This window comes from Maricaulis maris MCS10 (assembly GCF_000014745.1).
GTDB classification, from domain to species: Bacteria; Pseudomonadota; Alphaproteobacteria; order Caulobacterales; family Maricaulaceae; genus Maricaulis; species Maricaulis maris_A.
Genome location: NC_008347.1, coordinates 2013389 through 2030486, shown reverse-complemented (window position 1 = coordinate 2030486; position 17098 = coordinate 2013389). Strand labels below are relative to the sequence as shown.

Below are 17098 nucleotides of genomic sequence, written 5' to 3'. Positions count from 1 at the left end.
CAAACTTGCTACAGTTTTGATGTGAATTGCGCTTGCTCGTTCTTCAGTTCAACTTATGTAAGTTGTTGAAATGTGTTGCACAATCTGTTCCGACCAAAAACCGGTCGGGTGCAGGTGTGGCGTCCCTGCAACGAGCGAGAAATTTTACACCAAATGCTTGATTTCCTTCCATGCGGTGTAGCGCTCGCGATCTAATTGTAGTAGTGAAAATCATAGGAAACGCTCGAATGGGCAGGGTTCCTCGTGTTCGACATTCGGTCGAAGACGGTCAGTCACACCAAGGGAGCGCTGCTCCCGGAGGGGGAATGATGAAGAAACGGCTTTTTACGGCGGTCGCCGTCGGGGCCTTCCTGGCAGCGGGACCCGCGTTCGCTGACGAAGGCTGGTATGTGCGTGGCGCTGTCGGTTACGGCGGTCCTGGTGACACAAGTGTCTCGGGCTCCCTGAATGGCGACATCCAGGGCGAAGGCAATTGGCGCGAAGCCGTTGCTCTCGGTTATGAGTGGATGGACGGCTTCCGTCTCGAAGGCGAACTGGCACACCGCTACAATGATACCGGTGCAGTTGGTGGCTTCGAGAACAGCCTCAGCGATTTCCAGATCTGGTCGCTGATGGCGAACGCTATCTTCGATTTCAATCCGGATGGTACCTACCACCCGTATGTCGGCCTCGGTCTCGGCCTTGCCGAAACCAGTGGCACGCTGACCGGTTGGTCCGCTGGCACCATGCCCCCGGTTCCGACTCCGGCTGATTATGTTGTGGCCCAGGACAGCGACAATCCGTTCGCTTGGCAGGTCATGGCCGGTATTGGTTGGGATCTGACCCAGCGTCTGACCCTGGACACCGAGTACCGCTACTTCTCGACCGGCAGCAGTGACTATGCGCCGGGCGTGAGCGTCGATGGCCTGGGTGGCCACGAGCTGTGGGTTGGTCTGCGTTATTCCTTCGCAGCCCCGCCGCCGCCGCCGCCTCCTCCGCCGCCTCCTCCGCCCCCGCCGCCTCCGCCGCCGCCTCCGCCGCCTCCGCCTCCGCCGCCTCCGCCGGCGTGTGACGATGTGAGCTTCCCGGTCTACTTCGAATGGGACAGCTCCACGCTCACCGCTCAGGCTCGTGCGGTTATCGCGCAGGCTTCGAACCAGCGTGGTTCTTGCGGCGTCACTCGCGTGACCGTCGCCGGCTTCACGGACCGTTCCGGTGCAGCGTCCTACAATGTGGGCCTGTCCGAGCGCCGTGCCCGCGTTGTTCGTGAAGAACTGGTTCGCCTCGGCGTTCCGGCCAGCACGATCTCGATGGAAGCCTTTGGTGAGACCCGCAACGCCGTTGCGACCGCCGATGGTGTCCGCGAGCCGCTGAACCGTCGTACGGAAGTGGTTATCGTCCTCGATTAATTTCGAGCGATCGCTGAACAAGATGCGGCCCGGTGATTATCGCCGGGCCGCATTTTTTTTGCGCGGACGTCAGTATTGGAATTTTCGTGCAGCCAAATTGCGGTTCTCGGGCATGATTGGTCTGTTTTCCTCCTGTGCTGAGGATGGACTTGACCGCCCCGTCAGCGCGGTTCAAACCGGCCGAAACCCTTTGCAGCAACAAGGCAGCGAGGCGTCGGGAGAAGAATTATGAGCAAGCCGGACAAACCCTATCGCAAGCGTGAAGTTGGCGGGCACACCCTGAGTCCCGAAACCCAGATGATGAGCTATGGCTACGATCCCAAGCTCTCGGAAATGTCGATCAAGCCGCCGATTTTCCTGACATCGACCTTTGCTTTTGCCACGGCGGAGGACGGCGCCGCCTTCTTCCGCGTCACGCTGGGCCAGGCCGAAGAAGGTGACCCGGAATCCGCCGGCCTTATGTATTCGCGGTTCAACAACCCGAACATGGAAGTGTTGGAGGACCGTCTGGCCCTCTATGACGGTGCCGATGAGGCCGCTGTTTTCTCCTCCGGCATGGCCGCAATCTCCACAACCCTGATGGGTCTGGCGCATTCCGGTTCCGTGATCCTGCAATCGACGCCGCTCTATGGCGGAACCGAAAGCCTGATCCGCAAATTCCTGCCCAATTACGGCATCCAGTCGGTCGACTTCTTTGCCGGTGCACGTGAAGACGAATTGCAGGCGGCGGCCGAGGCTGCGATGGCCAAGGGCGAGGTGTCCGTCATCTATACGGAAACGCCAACCAATCCGACCAATGATCTTGTTGACCTGGCAGCTTGCCGCCGTATCGCCGACATCATCCGCGACAAGCAGGGCAAGCGGCCCTGGATTGTGGTCGACAATACCTTCCTTGGCCCGGTCGGGCAGGCACCGCTGGCGCTTGGTGCTGATGTCGTCATCTACTCGCTGACCAAGTATATTGGCGGTCATTCAGACCTGATTGCCGGTTCGGCCTCCGGATCCAGCGAAGCCATGGCCCTTGTTCGTGGGCTGCGGGGGTATCTGGGGACCAATCTGGATGCGCACACCTGCTGGATGCTGCTGCGCTCGCTGGAAACCGTGAAGATCCGGATGGAAGCAGCCGCGCTCGGCGCCCGCAAGGTGGCGGAGTATCTGCGCGATCATCCCAAGGTCGGACGTGTCCGTTATCTGGGCTTCATGGAGAAGGGCACGCGCGATGGCGATGTCTTCCATGCCCAGTCGACCAGCGCCGGCTCGACCTTCGCCTTTGACCTGGCCGATGAAAAAGCCGCCTTCCGCATGCTCAATGCGCTGCAGGTGATGAAGCTCGCTGTCAGCCTTGGCGGCACTGAAACCCTGATCTGCCACCCGGGTTCAACCACCCATCGCGGTGTCGATCCCGAGCTGCGCAAGCGCCAGGGCTTCTCGGACGGGCTGGTCCGCATTTCGGTCGGCATCGAAAATCCCGACGACCTGATCGCCGACCTCGAACAGGCCCTCCAACACGCCTGATAACGCCACCATGCATCCCGGCCGGCACAACCTGTCGGCTGGGGTGGACGGCCCCGTTTAAACGGCTATCACTGGCTCATGCAAATCAAGCTGGACCTCAATCCGGAAGAGCGCGCCGTACTCGATTGGATCGATACGCGGGCTGACGGCATGATCAAGACCGCAAAGGCCTGGTCTGCCATAAACTCGGGCAGCCGCAACGCCGATGGCCTCGAAGCCATGCGGGCTGAGCTGGAAACGGCCTTTGCGGCGACCGGTGGCGAAATCAGCGCGATCGAGCTGCCGCCAACGACCGTCGTCGACCCGGACGGCACGGTGCGCGAGCAGGCTTTCACGCCAGCCTTCCATTGCCGGATCCGGCCGCAAGCGCCGATCCGCATTGTCATGACCGGACATCACGACACGGTTTTTCCGGCGGATAGTCATTTCCAGGCCACCGAACTTTGGGATGACGACACGCTCAACGGCCCCGGAGTTGCCGACATGAAGGGCGGCATCCTGGTGATGCTGCACGGTATTCTCGGCCTCGAGCGTTCGCCCTGGAAAGACGAGATCGGCATTGATGTGCTGATCAGCCCGGATGAGGAAATCGGCTCGCTGGGCTCCGGCCCGGTCCTCGCCGAGCTGGGCGCCGGTGCCGATATCGGCATGACCTATGAGCCGGCGCTGGCCGATGGTTCGCTGGCCGGAGCGCGCAAGGGCTCGGGCAACTGGTCCCTGAAAGTGTCGGGCCGGGCCGCCCATGCTGGCCGCGAACATCATCTCGGTCGCAATGCGCTGGCGGCCGCCTGCCAGTTCGGCCTCGGGCTGGACGATCTCAATGGCAAGCGCCCGGACGTGACTTTCAATCTGGCCCGTATCGATGGCGGCGGACCGCCGAATGTCGTTCCCGACAACGCTGTTGTGCGGTTCAATGTGCGGGTCAAGACCGAGAATGACCGTGTCTGGGTCGAAGCAGAACTCGAGCGACTGGTCGATGAAATCTGTGTGCGTGACGGGATCGACGCCGAATTGCATGGTGGTTTCACGCGCCCGCCCAAACCCATGTCGCCGGCCAATGCCAAGATGTTCGAATGGACGCGCGCAGCTGGGACCGCACTGGGTCTGGACATTCGCTGGCAGGATACGGGCGGCGTCTGTGAGGGCAATAATCTGTGGGCCGCCGGCTGTCCGAATGTCGACACCCTTGGTGTCCGCGGCGCCGACATCCACTCGGATCGTGAGATCGTCAAACTGTCCAGTTTCGCCGAGCGCGCCAAACTCTCAGCCATTTTGCTGATGAAGTTCGCGCAAGGCCAATTTGACGCGCGGGAAGCGCGCGCGCTGGCAAAGGCCGGCACTCAAGATTGATCGGGGAGAGATCATGCTGATTGTACGTGCCGCCAGGAAGACGGACCTCGATGCGCTGGTTCGTCTGGCAGAGGAAGCGGGCACCGGCTTTACGTCGCTCGCAGTGCCTCCCGAGGTTCTCGAGGAGCGACTGGCAAAGTCGGAAGCGGCGTTTTCCAGTCCCGGCGAGGAGCAGACCGAGGACACTTACCAGCTGATGCTGGAGGACACTGAGAGTGGCCGGATCGTCGGCTGTTCGGCGGTCAAGGCGATGGTCGGCGTGTCGAAGCCCTATTGGGATTTCAAGATCATGACCCTGGCCCAGCATTCTATCGAGGCGGATCGGCGTTTTGACATGGACGCGATGCTGCTGGTCAATGACTTCGCCGGGGCTTCCGAGGTTGGAACGCTGTTCGTCTCCGAAGCCGGGCGCGGCAGTGGGGCAGGGCGGCTAGTCGCCCAGTCCCGATACCTGCTGATCGCCGCCGGCCCGCAGCGGTTCGGCGAGAAGGTCCTCGCTGAGTTGCGCGGTGTGGTCCACGAAGACGGCTCCTCGCCCTTTTTCGATCACGTTTCGCGGCCCTTCTTCCGGATGGATTTCGATGATGCCGACCGGCTGTCGGCGGCGACCGACAATCAGTTCATCCTCGATCTGGGACCGCAGCACCTGATCTATGTCGACCTGTTGCCGGAAGCGGCCCGCGCCGTGATCGGCAAAGTCCACAAGGACGGTGAGGGTGCCTACAATCTCCTGAAGTGGGAGGGCTTCCATTATGACCGCTATGTCGACGTCTTTGATGGTGGTCCGCTGGTCTCGAACTGGACCGAGAACATCCGCACGCTGCGCGAGAGCCGGGAAGTAACCGTCAAGTCGGCGACCACGTCCGGTGGCGCGACCGGGATTCTCTCGACCGACCGGTTCGACGACTTCCGGACCTGCCAGGCCCAGGTGGTCGATGACGGCGATATTGTCGGCGTCTCCTATGACACGATGCAGGCGCTCGATCTGCGTGAAGGCGATCGCGCCCGCTTCTGGCGACACAAAGGATAGGAAGATGAATTTCATCAATGGTGAGTGGCGCGACGGTAGCGGCGCCGAAATCAAGTCCCACAATCCGGCTGACGACAGCATTGTTTGGTCTGGAAAGGCTGCCGGTCCTGGTGATGTCGACGCGGCCTTCGCGGCTGCGCGGGCAGCCTTTTCCGGTTGGGGTCGACGTCCGCTCGGTGAGCGGATCGCGATCGTCGAGCGTTTCAAGTCCGAACTGGAAGCGCGCAAGGCGGATCTGGCCGAGCTGATCTCCCGCGAGACCGGAAAGCCGCGCTGGGAAGGTCTGGGCGAGGTCGGGGCAATGATCGGCAAGATCGATATTTCGGTGAAGGCCTATGCCGAGCGCACATCCGGCCATGAGAGCGAAACCGCTTTTGGATATGCCCGCCTGGCCCACAAACCGCTGGGCGTCATGTTCGTGCTGGGGCCGTATAATTTTCCCGGGCACCTTCCCAATGGCCACATTGTTCCGGCCCTGATCGCCGGCAATGTGATCGTCTTCAAACCGTCTGAAATCACGCCGGGCGTCGGTGAGGCGATGATGAAGGCCTGGGAGGCGGCGGGCCTGCCGGCCGGTGTCATGAATCTCGTGCAGGGCGCCCGCGAAACCGGTGCTGCGGCGCTGGACAATGCGCAGCTGGACGGTGTCCTGTTCACTGGCTCCTGGGGGACGGGCAAGTTCATCCATGAGAAGTTCGCCGGCCGCACGGGTATCCAGCTGGCGCTTGAAATGGGCGGCAATAATCCGCTTGTTGTCTGGGGCGCGCAGGACGCGGAAGCCGCGGCCCGCATTGCTGTGAATTCTGCCTATATCACCGCCGGCCAGCGCTGTTCCTGCGCCCGGCGCCTGATCCTGCCCGAGGGTGAATTCGGAGAGGCCGTGATTGCCGAGATCATCCGGATCGCCGGGCAGCTGACGATTGATCGCTGGGATGCCGCCGAAGAGCCCTTCATCGGTCCGCTTGTCTCTGCGACGGCGGCCCAGGGCGTGCTAGACGCCCAAACCGACCTGGTGCGACGGGGCGCGCGGCCGCTTCTGGAAGCCGCGCGGGTCTCCGGGCTCGGTGATGCCTTCCTGCGTCCCGGACTGCTTGATGTCACCGGCGTCGAGGTGCCCGACGAGGAAGTCTTCGGTCCGCTCATCCAGGTGGTGCGTGTCGCCAGTTTCGACGAGGCCATCGCCGCCGCCAATGATACCGCCTATGGCCTGTCATCGGGCCTGGTGTCTGACGACGAGGCCTTGTGGGATCGCTTCTGGATCGAAAGCCGTGCCGGGATCGTCAACTGGAACCGCCCGACCTGTGGTGCGGCCTCCAACATGCCATTCGGCGGACCGGGGCAGTCGGGCAATCTGCGTCCGAGTGCCTATTACGCGGCCGACTACTGCGCATATCCGGTGGCAACCCAGGCTGCGCGCTCTCCCGAGCGCATGGCCGTGCGAGGCGTGGACTGATCATGCGGGCGCGCGAGGCAAATTTCGACGGTCTGATTGGTCCAACCCATAATTATGGTGGTCTGTCCGACGGCAATCTGGCCAGTGCCCGCAATGAGGGGCTGGTCTCGTCACCACGCGAAGGCGTTCTGGAGGGGCTGACCAAGATGAAGCGCCTCGCGGACGCCGGTCTGGTGCAAGGCTTGCTGCCGCCGCACGAGCGTCCCTTCCTGCCATTATTGCGGCGGGCCGGTTTTTCGGGGTCGGATTCGCAAGTCATAGAAACGGCCTGGAAACAGGCACCGGGATTGGTTCGCAAGGCGAGTTCGGCGTCACCCATGTGGGCGGCCAACGCCGCAACGGTCTCGCCTTCAGCCGACACGGGCGATGGAAAACTCCATTTCACGCCAGCCAATCTTCTCACCACCTTGCATCGCTCCATCGAAGGGCGGCAGACGCAGCGCAGCCTGTCCTGGGCGTTTGCCGACACGGAACGCTTTGCGGTTCATGATCCCCTGCCGATGCAGGCGGATTTTGCCGATGAGGGGGCGGCCAATCATGTCCGGCTGTGCGCCGAGCAAGGCGGTCCGGGTGTCGAGATTTTCGTTTATGGCCGGGCGGCCGGTGAGAACTGGGCCGGTGCCTATCCGGCCCGGCAGACCCGCGAAGCCTGTGAGGCCGTGGCGCGCTCACACGGTCTGGACCTCAAGCGGTGCGTCTTCCTGCGCCAGTCCCAGGCAGCGATCGACGCCGGGGCCTTCCATAATGATGTAGTGTGCGTGGGCACGGCGAAGACACTATTCTTCCATGAATTGGCCTTTGACGACAAAGCCGGGGCCCTGGACTCCATCCGGCGCGCCGCCGATGGCTTGTTTGAACCGGTCTTTGTGGAAGTGCCGGAAGCCGAGGTGCCGATCGGCGACGCCATCACCAGCTATCTGTTCAACTCGCAGCTACTGGAATGGCCGGACGAGGATCGCCTGGTCCTGATCGCGCCCAAGGAAACCGAAGAAACCGAGACGACCCGGGCCTATTGTTCCGCCATGGTTGCCGGCAATGGCTCGATTGGCCGTGTGGAATTCGTCGATGTGCGCCAGTCGATGCGTAATGGTGGCGGGCCGGCCTGCCTGCGTTTGCGGGTCGTCCTGACCCCGGAAGAGCTGGCTGCCGTCACGCCGTCGGCGCTGATGAATGGCGCCCTGTACGATCAGTTGAAGGTCTGGGCGAGTACACATTATCGTGACCGACTGGCCCCGGATGAGCTGGGAGACCCCGCCTTGTTGACCGAATCGCGCGCAGCCTTGGATGCGCTCACTGGGATTTTGAATCTGGGTGATGACTTTTACCCATTCCAGCGTGCCTGACTGGTGATTGGCAACGTAGAATAATCCTATTCTTCAACGCCCTATCCAAACCGAAATTTCGTGATAGTTTGCCGCCTTCAATTCGTCGGGGGAGGGCGGAATTGCCTGACGCACAACCCGTTTCGGTCATATTGGTAGACGATGATCCCGATGAGCATTTCCTGTTCAAGGCGGATCTCGAGGATGCTGGAGTCGACTTCGCATTCGAAGGCTTCACGCGCCCGGATGATGCTTTGACTCATCTGCGATCCCTCAACGAGGTGCCGGTTCTGGTTCTGTGCGACCTCAGCCTGGCAGGCGGCGACGCACTCGCTTTCATTCGCGAGGCGGCTGGCTCCTTGGGTGGCGGTTCGATCGGTGTTTATTCCGGCGCGAAAAATCCGGAAATGGAAGAAAAATGCCGACAGGCCGGATCGACGTTTTACATCGTCAAGCCCGTGTCCCGTGTCAAACTCGCCGAGGCCGTGGCCAAGACCGGAACTGTCAGACTGGCTGAGACGAGCGATGGGCGCGTGACGCCCGAGTTGATCGGCGCGCCGGGCTGAACGGTTTCGGGCCGGGCGGTCAAACCGGCTCGGCATCTCCCAACAAGCCACCCTTGCGCGCATAATCCTGGGTGCCGCGCGAATAGACCCTGTCCGTATCGAGCAGATCGCTCGGCTTGTATTCGGGGCGTCCCGGCAGGCTTTCATAGATGGGTGCAAAGTCGGCGTAGGTCGCTTCCATCAACTCTTCATAGCTGTCGATCACGAAGTAGCTTTGCTGGAAGTCATCATAGCGGTAGTCCGTCTGCATGATGCGTTCGAGATCGAAGTGCAGGCGGTTCGGGGATTTCCCTTCGAGACTGAATATCGATTCCGTCCGCGATGAGACAATGCCCGCGCCGTAGATGCGTCGGCCTTCCGGCGTATTGATCAGCCCGAATTCAACCGTGTACCAATATAGCCGCGCCATGTGCTTGATCGCGTCGAATTCCAGTGAGCGAAGCCCGCCCTTGCCATAGGCCTGCATATAGTCGGCAAAGACCGGTTGGGTCAGCAGGGGGACATGTCCGAACACGTCGTGGAAGATGTCCGGCTCTGGCAGGTAGTCCAGCGTCTCTCCGTCGCGGATGAAACGACCCGACACGAAGCGCCGATTGGCCAGGTGCTCGTAGAAATCCTTTTCCGGGATCAGGCCCGGCACCGTGACGACAGTCCAGCCGGTCAGCTTTTCCAGCTTTTCATTGACGCGGCGGAAATCGGGAATGCCACCCTCATTGAGGTTCAGCATGTCGAGCCCGGCAAAGTGTTCCGGCGCGGCGCGGCCTTTCAGGACGCCCATCTGGCGCTCGTAAAGCGTCGTCCAGATTGCGTGTTCGCCGGCGGTGTAGCGATCCCATTTCTGGTCGATGGTAAAGTCGGCTGCCGGTTCCTGTTCGGCAATGACGGGATCATTCACAGGCATGTCGCTGCTCCGTTGGCGCGGGTGCGTATATTAGTTTCATATGCAACTAATATACGCCAGATCCGGGTCCAACCCAACACTGTCGTGCCAGTATTATGAGATTTGCGCATGAAAAACGCCGCCCCTTTGCCGGGGGCGGCGCATTCATGCTCGTCAATCCAGGCCTACTCGGTGCAGAGCACGTCGACCAGCGCGGCGCATTGGCCGGAATTGCAAGCCTGGTTCTGGCCCATGAACCAGGTCCGGGTCCGGTTGTACCGGTCGACGGAATAGTGCGCGGCACGGCGCATGCCGACAGCCTGACACATCTGGTCGGCAGCATATTGATCGCAGCGATTGCCGTAACTGCCCAGGCAATGGTCCACCGCGTAGCCGTTGATCTCCGGGCGGGCGAAGAACAGCGAGTCCACACCGCGGGTGCCACCGCGAATATCGGCGCGCGGTCCACCCGGACCGGGATAGCCGCCGCCGGGGCCGCCCCAGCTGTCGTCAACCCGGCGCAAGGAGGTGATGCGGTTGCGCAGGCCCAGGCGAGACAGATCGGAGACTTCGCCCTCGACCCGCTGACAGCTGTCGGTGAAGCCTTCATCATCGCACACGATCCAGGTCTCGCCGCGCGCCACGATCAGGCTGTCGGCCCGGTCATTGAAGCCCATCCGGGTGAGATTGGAGATGTCGCGGTCGACGGCGAGCCGCTGACCGTTGAAGGCAGCGCCGTCAAACAGGAAGACGCCGGAACGCGGAACATTGCCGCCGCCGCGACCGGGCCGGCTTGGCCGTCCGGCATAATCGGGTTCGGCCGAGCTGATCTGACCGCCCATGCCGCCACCGATATTGGAGAGATCGCCGGAAATCTCCATGCAGGAGCCTTCGAAATTGGCGTCCTGGCAGGCAATCCAGGTGCCGCGACCTGAATGACGGACCGAACGGGCCTGATCATTGAAGCCGATCTGCTGGAAATTGCTGACGCTGGTGCTGATCGTCACCGAGCGTCCCGTGTAATTGGGGCCAGAGTAGAAGGTGAGAGACGGACCCGACCCGCCCGGACGTCCGGGGCGCCCGGCTTGGACCGGACGCAGGGAGGTCAGCTGGTCATTCATCCGGCCCATGCTGGCCTGGTCGGAACCGTGCAGTTCGCAGGTGCCGTTATAGTCATCGTGCTGGCAAAGCTCCCACTCGCCGGAGACGATCCGGAAGGAGGAGGCGCGGTCGTTGAAGCGGACCGAGTCGAGATTGCGGACATCGCCGGTCACCCGAACTTCCCGCCCGCGAAAACCGGTGTCCTCATAGAGGATGATCGTCTGTGCGGCGGCCTGTCCGGCCAGCCCGGTGAGCAGTAGGCCGATGGCGGCCTGTCCCAAGCGTTTCATGTTCATCTCCGTCTCCCTCGAGTGTCTTGGCAGTATCTGACCGGACCGTCTCACATGAGCGGTGAACCCAGCCCGCACGGCCGCGTCATCCTGTGTTCATCGTCATGATCACCCTGACGGTCATTGCGGGTCGTCGTTGGGCGGATCGTCCTGGTCCCCGTCTTGGTTCCCGTCCCGATTGCGGCGCTGGTTGAGCAAGCCGCGCAAGAGTTGCTCGGCCGGATCCGGGCGGGACTCGGTGGTCTCGCCATCCGCCGGTTCATCATTACGGTCGTCGCTGAGCCCGATCGCGTTGAGCAGGCCATCGCGCAGGGCATCGCGCGGCGAGGTCGCGCCGTCGCTGCCCAGCGCATTGTTGAGCGCGCCTTGAAGCAGGGCCTGACCGACAGCTTCGGTATCGACACCGACCGAGACGTCGTTGAAGCCGCCGCGCAGGCGGATCGGGACGGTGATGCCCTGAAGGTCGCGATTGCCGCCCTGGCCTTCGATCGAGGCGACGGCGCGCGGGCGCAGGCGATAGTCCAGTGACTGGGCCGGCAGGTTCACCGTTCCGGCCCCCTCGATGCGCAAGAGTGGCGACAGCATCAGCAGGTCGCGCTGGGCAATCTGCCCGTCGACGATCGAGAAGCTGCCGGTCAGCGACGAGAAGTCGGTGGTCTGCTGCTCGCCGGTGCTGGCCGCGGTTTCGTCTTCACTGTCCGTTGCGCTGTTGGAGCCGCCGGACACCAGGCTGCTGACATTGCGGATGGTCTCGGCGACATTGATGCCGACGATGGCGCCGTCCGCGAAGCTGAAATCACCGGATCCGTCGAGCGAATTCATGATAGCCGCCTGAGAATTGCCGGAGGCGGCGAGTTCCAGCGACAGGTCGCCCGTTCCGAGCAATTTGTCGAAACCGGCTGCGGCTTCAAGGAAGGGACCGGCATCGAGCCCGTTCATTGCCGCAACGAGCGAAAAACTTGGCCGGGCACTGCGGTTATTGGCGACGATGGTGGCGTTGCCCTGACCTTCATACAGTCCGACATTCTCGAGGTTTACTTCCAGGCGGCTATTGTTCAACCGCGCCCGCAATCGCGCATCCGTGATCTCGATCGCCTGGAATTGCAGGCGATCGACGGTCAGCCGCAAATCGGCATCGACAATGCCAAGGCCTGCCAGATCGATCGGTGCCTCGCTCCACGGCGGAATCCCGCCCGAACCGGTTGGCTGCGGGGTTTCCGCGACGGCCGGCAGATACGGGTTCACATCGAGTTCTGCCAGCTCCAGCCCGCCGGTCAGGCGCGGCCGGTCGCCGGTTAGATTGACGGTCAGGTCGGCCTGGCCGCTGATGGCGTCTAGTCTCAGCGTGCGGGCCTGTAGCGCCAATTCGCCGGGCGTGCCGCTCAGATTGCCGACCGCACGGAAGGCTTCCAGATTGTCGCCGGCGGGAAGGGGCGAGCCGGCAAAGGCGGCTAGCGCCCGCAGCGAGGGGATGTTGGCGTCAATCTCGCCGTCATAGGCGATGGCCTCGCCGGCCAGAATGCGCCCATCAAAGCTCAACGCCGCCAGATTGCCGCCCAGGCCCAGTGAGACAGGGGTCTCGCGCCCTTCGAAGAAGTCGCGGATCGAGCCGATACTGGCCGTGAAACTCAGGCTCTCGCCATCGGCATTGAGCGCGCCGGTGAGGCGGGTTTCCGTGTCGAGCGAGGGCAGGGCGATATTGAGGTCGAGACCGGTGATCGAACGGGTCTCGCTGCCATCGGTGAAATGCAGCGCGCCATTCTCGATCCGGACATCCCCGAAGCTGGCCTCGATCGGCAGGGCGCCATCGCCGCGCACGAAACCGCCATCCGCCGCCGGGGCCGGTGCCGCCATGTCCGCGTCCGGCGCCGTGAATGTCCAGTTATTGCCGCGCCGGTTCTGCGCCAGGCGGATGGTCGGCTCGACCAGCACGAATTCGGTGATCTCCACCCGGCGGCTCAAGAGCGGGATCAGGCGTAGACCGACCCGCATTTCGCGCATTTCAGCGAATGCCTCGTCGCCAAATCCGTCGACATTGGCAATCGACACCTCGCTGGCGCGGATCTGCAATTGCGGCAGGATTTGCAAGGAGATGTCACCGCCGAGCGTGACATCGCGATTGAGCGCGTCGCGGGCGGCGGTCTCGACCGGATCGCGATAGGTCGAGGTCGGGATGACCGAGGGCAGGATGAAGGCGGCGGCGATGAGCAGAACAATTATCAGGCCGAGGGCGAGACCGAGGCGTTTCATGGGGGGTAAGCTCCGAAATGGCTGATAAAACACGCTAACAGACGTGTTTGTCGCTTTCTTGGCGAGACGTGAAAATCACTCTGGGTTAGATTAACGATGATTGCGACATCACCAAAGGGGGGAAATGTCATGTCCAGCAAACCACCAGCCGATCTGGTCCGCCGCCGCGAGATGATCATGGGCTTTGCCGCCGGCAGCGTGCTGCCCTTCATCGCCGGCTGTGCCGACAATGCGGCGCTCGGGCGCAGCCAGCTGATGCTGGTATCGGACAACCAGCTGGCCCAACTGTCGTCCCAGGCCTGGCAGGACAGCCTGCAGCGCGAACGCGTCCTGCGCGATCCGTCCTACCAGCGCCGCCTGCAACGGGTTGGCGACCGGGTCGTTGCCGCCTCCGGCCAGACACATCTGGACTGGGAGTTCGTGGTGTTCGACAGCGATACCGTCAATGCCTGGGTGCTGCCCAATGGCAAGGTCGGATTCTACAAGGGCATTCTCGACATCATGGACACGGATGACCATGTCGCCACCGTGATGGGGCATGAGGTCGGACATGTCGCCGGTCGCCACTCGGCCGAGCGTGCCAGCCAGCAGATGGCGGCGCAGATGGGCGTCAACCTGCTGGCCAGTGCCATCGGCTCATCAGGTGCTGATTATGCGCAATACAGCGATGATATCGGCGCTGCGCTGGGCATGGGCGTCACCTATGGCGTGATCCTGCCCTATAGTCGTGAACACGAATACGAGGCCGACCGCCTCGGCGTCGATTTCATGGTTGGCTCCGGTTATGACCCGCGCCAGGCGGTCGATTTCTGGATCGGAATGGCGGCCATGAATGATCATCACTCGGCCGAATTCGCCTCCACTCACCCGTCCGACGACAACCGGGTCGCGGCCATGCGGGCCCATATCCAGGCACGCGGTTACACGGGCTGATCACCGCTGCCCCGTCTGCTGCAGAGCCCTCTGCAAAAGCCTTGACGGGGTGCTTGCCAGAGGGGGGCGGGAAGGCTAGTTTCCCGCGCCTCACGCCAAGGTCGACAGCGCCGCTGCCAACCGCCTGACGTGACAAAGCGTGCCGCCTTAGCTCAGTTGGTTAGAGCGCTAGATTGTGGATCTAGAGGTCCCCTGTTCAAACCAGGGAGGCGGTACCATTTTCCCAAGCCCTCTTCGCGTCACGCTCGGTTTGCCGCCGGACACAATTGCATTGTCGGCGAGCCCCGATACCGTGCAGCCATGTGCAATCTCTACCGCATCAATGCCAGCCTCGATGCCATGCGTTCGGCGGTTGGTCAGATCGGCTTCGATCTTGGGGTCGAGGCGGCAATCGGAAATTTCCCGGGGATCAACGCTCTTTATCCGGACCAGGACGGTGTCGTCATTCATGCGGTCGGGGGCGGGGCGCGACTGTCTTCGATGCGGTGGGGCTTTCCGCCAGCGGGGCAAGGCAAATCGCCGATCACCAATATCCGTAATCTGGCATCACCCTGGTGGCGGCGCGTAAACCGGGACTATTTGCTCGAGCCGGAATTCCGCTGCCTGGTGCCATTCACACGATTTGCCGAACCGATCGCGGGTCGGCGCAATGCCTGGTTTGCGGTGCCGCGGCAGGAGGTCGCTTTCTTCGCCGGTGTCTGGCGGCCTTGGCAGGGGGAGCGATTGGCACCGGTACCCGGCAAGGCCAGGCGGCAACGCACGCCGGATGACTGGCGGCTCTATGCCTTCCTGACGTGTGAGCCGAATGCCGTTGTCTCACCCATCCACCCCAAGGCCATGCCGGTTATTCTTGCCGAACCGGATGACTGCCGCGCCTGGCTGGCTGGTGGAGAGGCCAGCCTGGCGCTGCAACGTCCCCTGGCCAATGAAAACCTGGACCTGGTCGAACGCGACGCGTGATCCTTTGGCAGTCAGGACAGGGAAGGCGCTCAGATGATGTCGATGACGACCTTGCCGATGGCGTCTCCGCTGGTCAGGCGGGCATGGGCCTCGCCAACCTGGTCGAGGGTGAAGCGGCTGTCGTCGAGCAGCGGGGTGACAGCGCCGGCATCGACCAGGCGGGCCAGCTCGGTGAGGATGGCACCATGGGTCTCGCGTCGGACATCATGCAGCATCGGGATGAGCATGAAGACGACATGCAGGGACAGTCCCTTGAAATGCACCGGGGAGAGGTCGAGCTCGAGCAGCGAGACCGTGGACGACACCTGGCCGTTCAGGGCCGCGGCTTCGAAGGAGTTGGTCATGTTGGCCCCGCCGACGGTGTCGAACACGACATCGAAGCCGACACCACCGGTTTGCGCGGCGACATAGTCGGCGACAGTCTCGGTGCGGTAATTGATCGGCGTGGCGCCGTAGCCCTTGATGATATCGAGCTGGGCATCGCCGCCGCCGGTGGCGCAGACCGTTGCGCCGAGATGGCGGGCGATCTGGACCGCGAGATGGCCGACACCGCCGGTGCCGCCATGTACGAGCACGGTCTGACCAGCCCGGGTGCCGGCGCGTTGCAGGCCTTCCATGGCAGTGATGCCAACCAGCGGCAGGGCCGCCGCCTCGCGCATCGACAGGCGTTCCGGCTTGCGTGCGATCAGGCGGGCATCCGCCAGCATGAATTCGGCCAGCGCGCCGGGCAGGCCTGCAAGCCCGCCAGCGCACCCATAGATCTCATCGCCGACGGCAAATGCGTCGACGCCGTCACCCACCGCCTCGATTGTGCCGGCGAAGTCCATGCCGAGCCGTGCCGGCAGGTCAGGCGCCAGCGGCAGCTTTTCCTGACCGAGCTGACGGATCATTGTGTCGACCGTGTTGACGCTGGTGGCAGCGAGGCGGACCAGGACCTGGCCCGGTGTCGGCTCGGGGCGGGCCAGTTCGGTGGCTTCGAACGGGGCGTCTTCGCCGTAGGAATTGAGGATCATGGCTTTCATCGGAATCTCCCGGTGCTGGATAAGTGCCACCGAGATAATGTCCGCTGAAATCTATAAAATGGGTCGAAAAATATCTTTTGAATTTGGGTTATCAATATAATCAGGTCGCGGGACCGATCGTGCCGAGGCGTTCCCAATCCGGCGATTTCCCTATTTTTTCCGCAAGATAATCAATGAAAACCCGAACCTTGGCGGTCAGGACATTGGATTTCGGGTAAACCAGCCAGATAGCCGACCCATCATCAATCTCATAATCGGGCAGGACCCGGACCAGCGAGCCTTCCTGTATATCCTGGTACAGGCTCCACACCGAGCTCATTGCGATACCCGCGCCAGCCCGTGCCGCCAGGCGCATGCTGGCCCCGTCATCACAGATGATCCGTGGTTTGGATCCGACCGGCGGGAAGCTTCCCGAAGGCTCGCCAGCCTTTGTCGACAGGGTGCGGGGAGGCCCGTTGGAAAATCCGATCAGCTGGTGATCGACCAGGTCCGCGGCACTGGTCGGCGTTCCGTGTCGGGCCAGATAATCCGGGGACGCGCAAAGGATGCGCTGGTCGTCGGCCAGTTTGCGGGCGCGCAGCGAGCTGTCCCTGATGGCATAGTTCCGAAGCGCCAGGTCGAAACCGCCTTCGATCAGATCCATTTGCGTGTCTGACAGTTTCAGGTCGAGGTGGAGGAGCGGGTGTCGGTCGAGGAATTCCGGCAGGATGGGCGCGATGTGCAACTGCACGAATGTGCTGGAGGCGGCGAATCGCAAGGTTCCCGACACATCCATCCGGCCATTGCCCAGCGCCGCATTGGCCGCGTCTTCCTGGGCCAGGATTTCACGGGCGAAGGGCAGGAATTCCATCCCCTCCAGCGATAGGGAAACCTTGCGGGTTGATCTGTGGAGCAGGTCCGCCCCGATCTGGTGCTCGAGTTTCGCCAGCCGGGCGCTGGCCACAGCCGGCGCCAAGCCGAGTTGGCGACCGGCGGCGCTGATATTGAGCAGGTCAGCGGCAAGGACAAACAGGCGAACGCCATTGGTATCCATGGATA

14 protein-coding genes and 1 tRNA gene are annotated in these 17098 nt (G+C 62.5%); 10 read left to right on the top strand and 5 right to left on the bottom strand.

What is annotated here, in order from left to right:
• Positions 1 to 305: 305 nt before the first annotated feature.
• From MMAR10_RS09675 to MMAR10_RS09645, 7 genes are all read left to right on the top strand, one after another.
• Positions 306 to 1388, top strand: a complete 1083-nt coding sequence (locus MMAR10_RS09675; RefSeq protein ID WP_233353817.1) for an OmpA family protein — start codon at positions 306 to 308, stop codon at positions 1386 to 1388.
• Between the two features lie 228 nt (positions 1389 to 1616).
• The gene (locus MMAR10_RS09670) at positions 1617 to 2903 is read left to right on the top strand and encodes a cystathionine gamma-synthase family protein (protein WP_011643796.1); all 1287 of its coding nucleotides are present in this window, start codon (positions 1617 to 1619) and stop codon (positions 2901 to 2903) included.
• A 78-nt stretch (positions 2904 to 2981) separates the two neighbouring features.
• A complete protein-coding gene (locus MMAR10_RS09665) occupies positions 2982 to 4253 on the top strand; it encodes a hydrolase (RefSeq protein WP_011643795.1) in 1272 nt (423 codons plus the stop codon).
• Between the two features lie 13 nt (positions 4254 to 4266).
• Positions 4267 to 5283: an arginine N-succinyltransferase gene (locus MMAR10_RS09660; RefSeq protein ID WP_011643794.1), complete on the top strand. Its 1017-nt coding sequence runs from the start codon at positions 4267 to 4269 to the stop codon at positions 5281 to 5283.
• A 4-nt stretch (positions 5284 to 5287) separates the two neighbouring features.
• Complete coding sequence (gene astD / locus MMAR10_RS09655; RefSeq protein ID WP_011643793.1) at positions 5288 to 6736, top strand: succinylglutamate-semialdehyde dehydrogenase; 1449 nt, start codon at positions 5288 to 5290, stop codon at positions 6734 to 6736.
• Positions 6736 to 8079, top strand: coding sequence for an N-succinylarginine dihydrolase (astB, locus tag MMAR10_RS09650; protein WP_041637504.1), 1344 nt, complete (start codon positions 6736 to 6738; stop codon positions 8077 to 8079). Before astD ends, astB begins: the two co-directional genes overlap by 1 nt.
• A gap of 101 nt (positions 8080 to 8180) precedes the next feature.
• Positions 8181 to 8624 carry a response regulator gene (locus MMAR10_RS09645; protein ID WP_011643791.1) on the top strand — a complete coding sequence of 148 codons (444 nt, stop codon included), beginning with the start codon at positions 8181 to 8183 and terminating at the stop codon, positions 8622 to 8624.
• Positions 8625 to 8643: 19 nt separating this feature from the next.
• On the opposite strand, the gene phhA is transcribed toward MMAR10_RS09645, so the two are convergent.
• From phhA to MMAR10_RS09625, 3 genes are all read right to left on the bottom strand, one after another.
• A complete protein-coding gene (gene phhA, locus MMAR10_RS09640; RefSeq protein ID WP_011643790.1) occupies positions 8644 to 9525 on the bottom strand; it encodes a phenylalanine 4-monooxygenase in 882 nt (293 codons plus the stop codon).
• A gap of 164 nt (positions 9526 to 9689) precedes the next feature.
• Entirely contained in the window at positions 9690 to 10895 is a 1206-nt protein-coding gene (locus tag MMAR10_RS16215) for a beta/gamma crystallin-related protein (protein ID WP_049755707.1), read from the bottom strand.
• 120 nt (positions 10896 to 11015) lie between these two features.
• Positions 11016 to 13145: an AsmA family protein gene (locus MMAR10_RS09625; RefSeq protein WP_011643788.1), complete on the bottom strand. Its 2130-nt coding sequence runs from the start codon at positions 13143 to 13145 to the stop codon at positions 11016 to 11018.
• 129 nt (positions 13146 to 13274) lie between these two features.
• On the opposite strand from MMAR10_RS09625, the gene MMAR10_RS09620 reads away from it, so the two are divergent.
• The 3 genes from MMAR10_RS09620 (at position 13275) to MMAR10_RS09610 (ending at position 15038) form a co-directional block, all read left to right on the top strand.
• The gene (locus MMAR10_RS09620) at positions 13275 to 14078 is read left to right on the top strand and encodes a M48 family metallopeptidase (RefSeq protein ID WP_041636910.1); all 804 of its coding nucleotides are present in this window, start codon (positions 13275 to 13277) and stop codon (positions 14076 to 14078) included.
• 141 nt (positions 14079 to 14219) lie between these two features.
• Positions 14220 to 14296 (top strand) — tRNA-His (locus MMAR10_RS09615).
• An 82-nt stretch (positions 14297 to 14378) separates the two neighbouring features.
• Positions 14379 to 15038, top strand: coding sequence for an SOS response-associated peptidase family protein (locus tag MMAR10_RS09610; protein WP_011643786.1), 660 nt, complete (start codon positions 14379 to 14381; stop codon positions 15036 to 15038).
• Between the two features lie 29 nt (positions 15039 to 15067).
• Here MMAR10_RS09610 and MMAR10_RS09605 read toward each other — a convergent pair whose 3' ends face one another.
• Together MMAR10_RS09605 and MMAR10_RS09600 are read right to left on the bottom strand one after the other, a co-directional pair.
• Complete coding sequence (locus MMAR10_RS09605) at positions 15068 to 16060, bottom strand: zinc-dependent alcohol dehydrogenase family protein (protein WP_011643785.1); 993 nt, start codon at positions 16058 to 16060, stop codon at positions 15068 to 15070.
• Between the two features lie 100 nt (positions 16061 to 16160).
• Positions 16161 to 17093 carry a LysR family transcriptional regulator gene (locus tag MMAR10_RS09600; protein ID WP_011643784.1) on the bottom strand — a complete coding sequence of 311 codons (933 nt, stop codon included), beginning with the start codon at positions 17091 to 17093 and terminating at the stop codon, positions 16161 to 16163.
• Positions 17094 to 17098 lie beyond the last annotated feature (5 nt).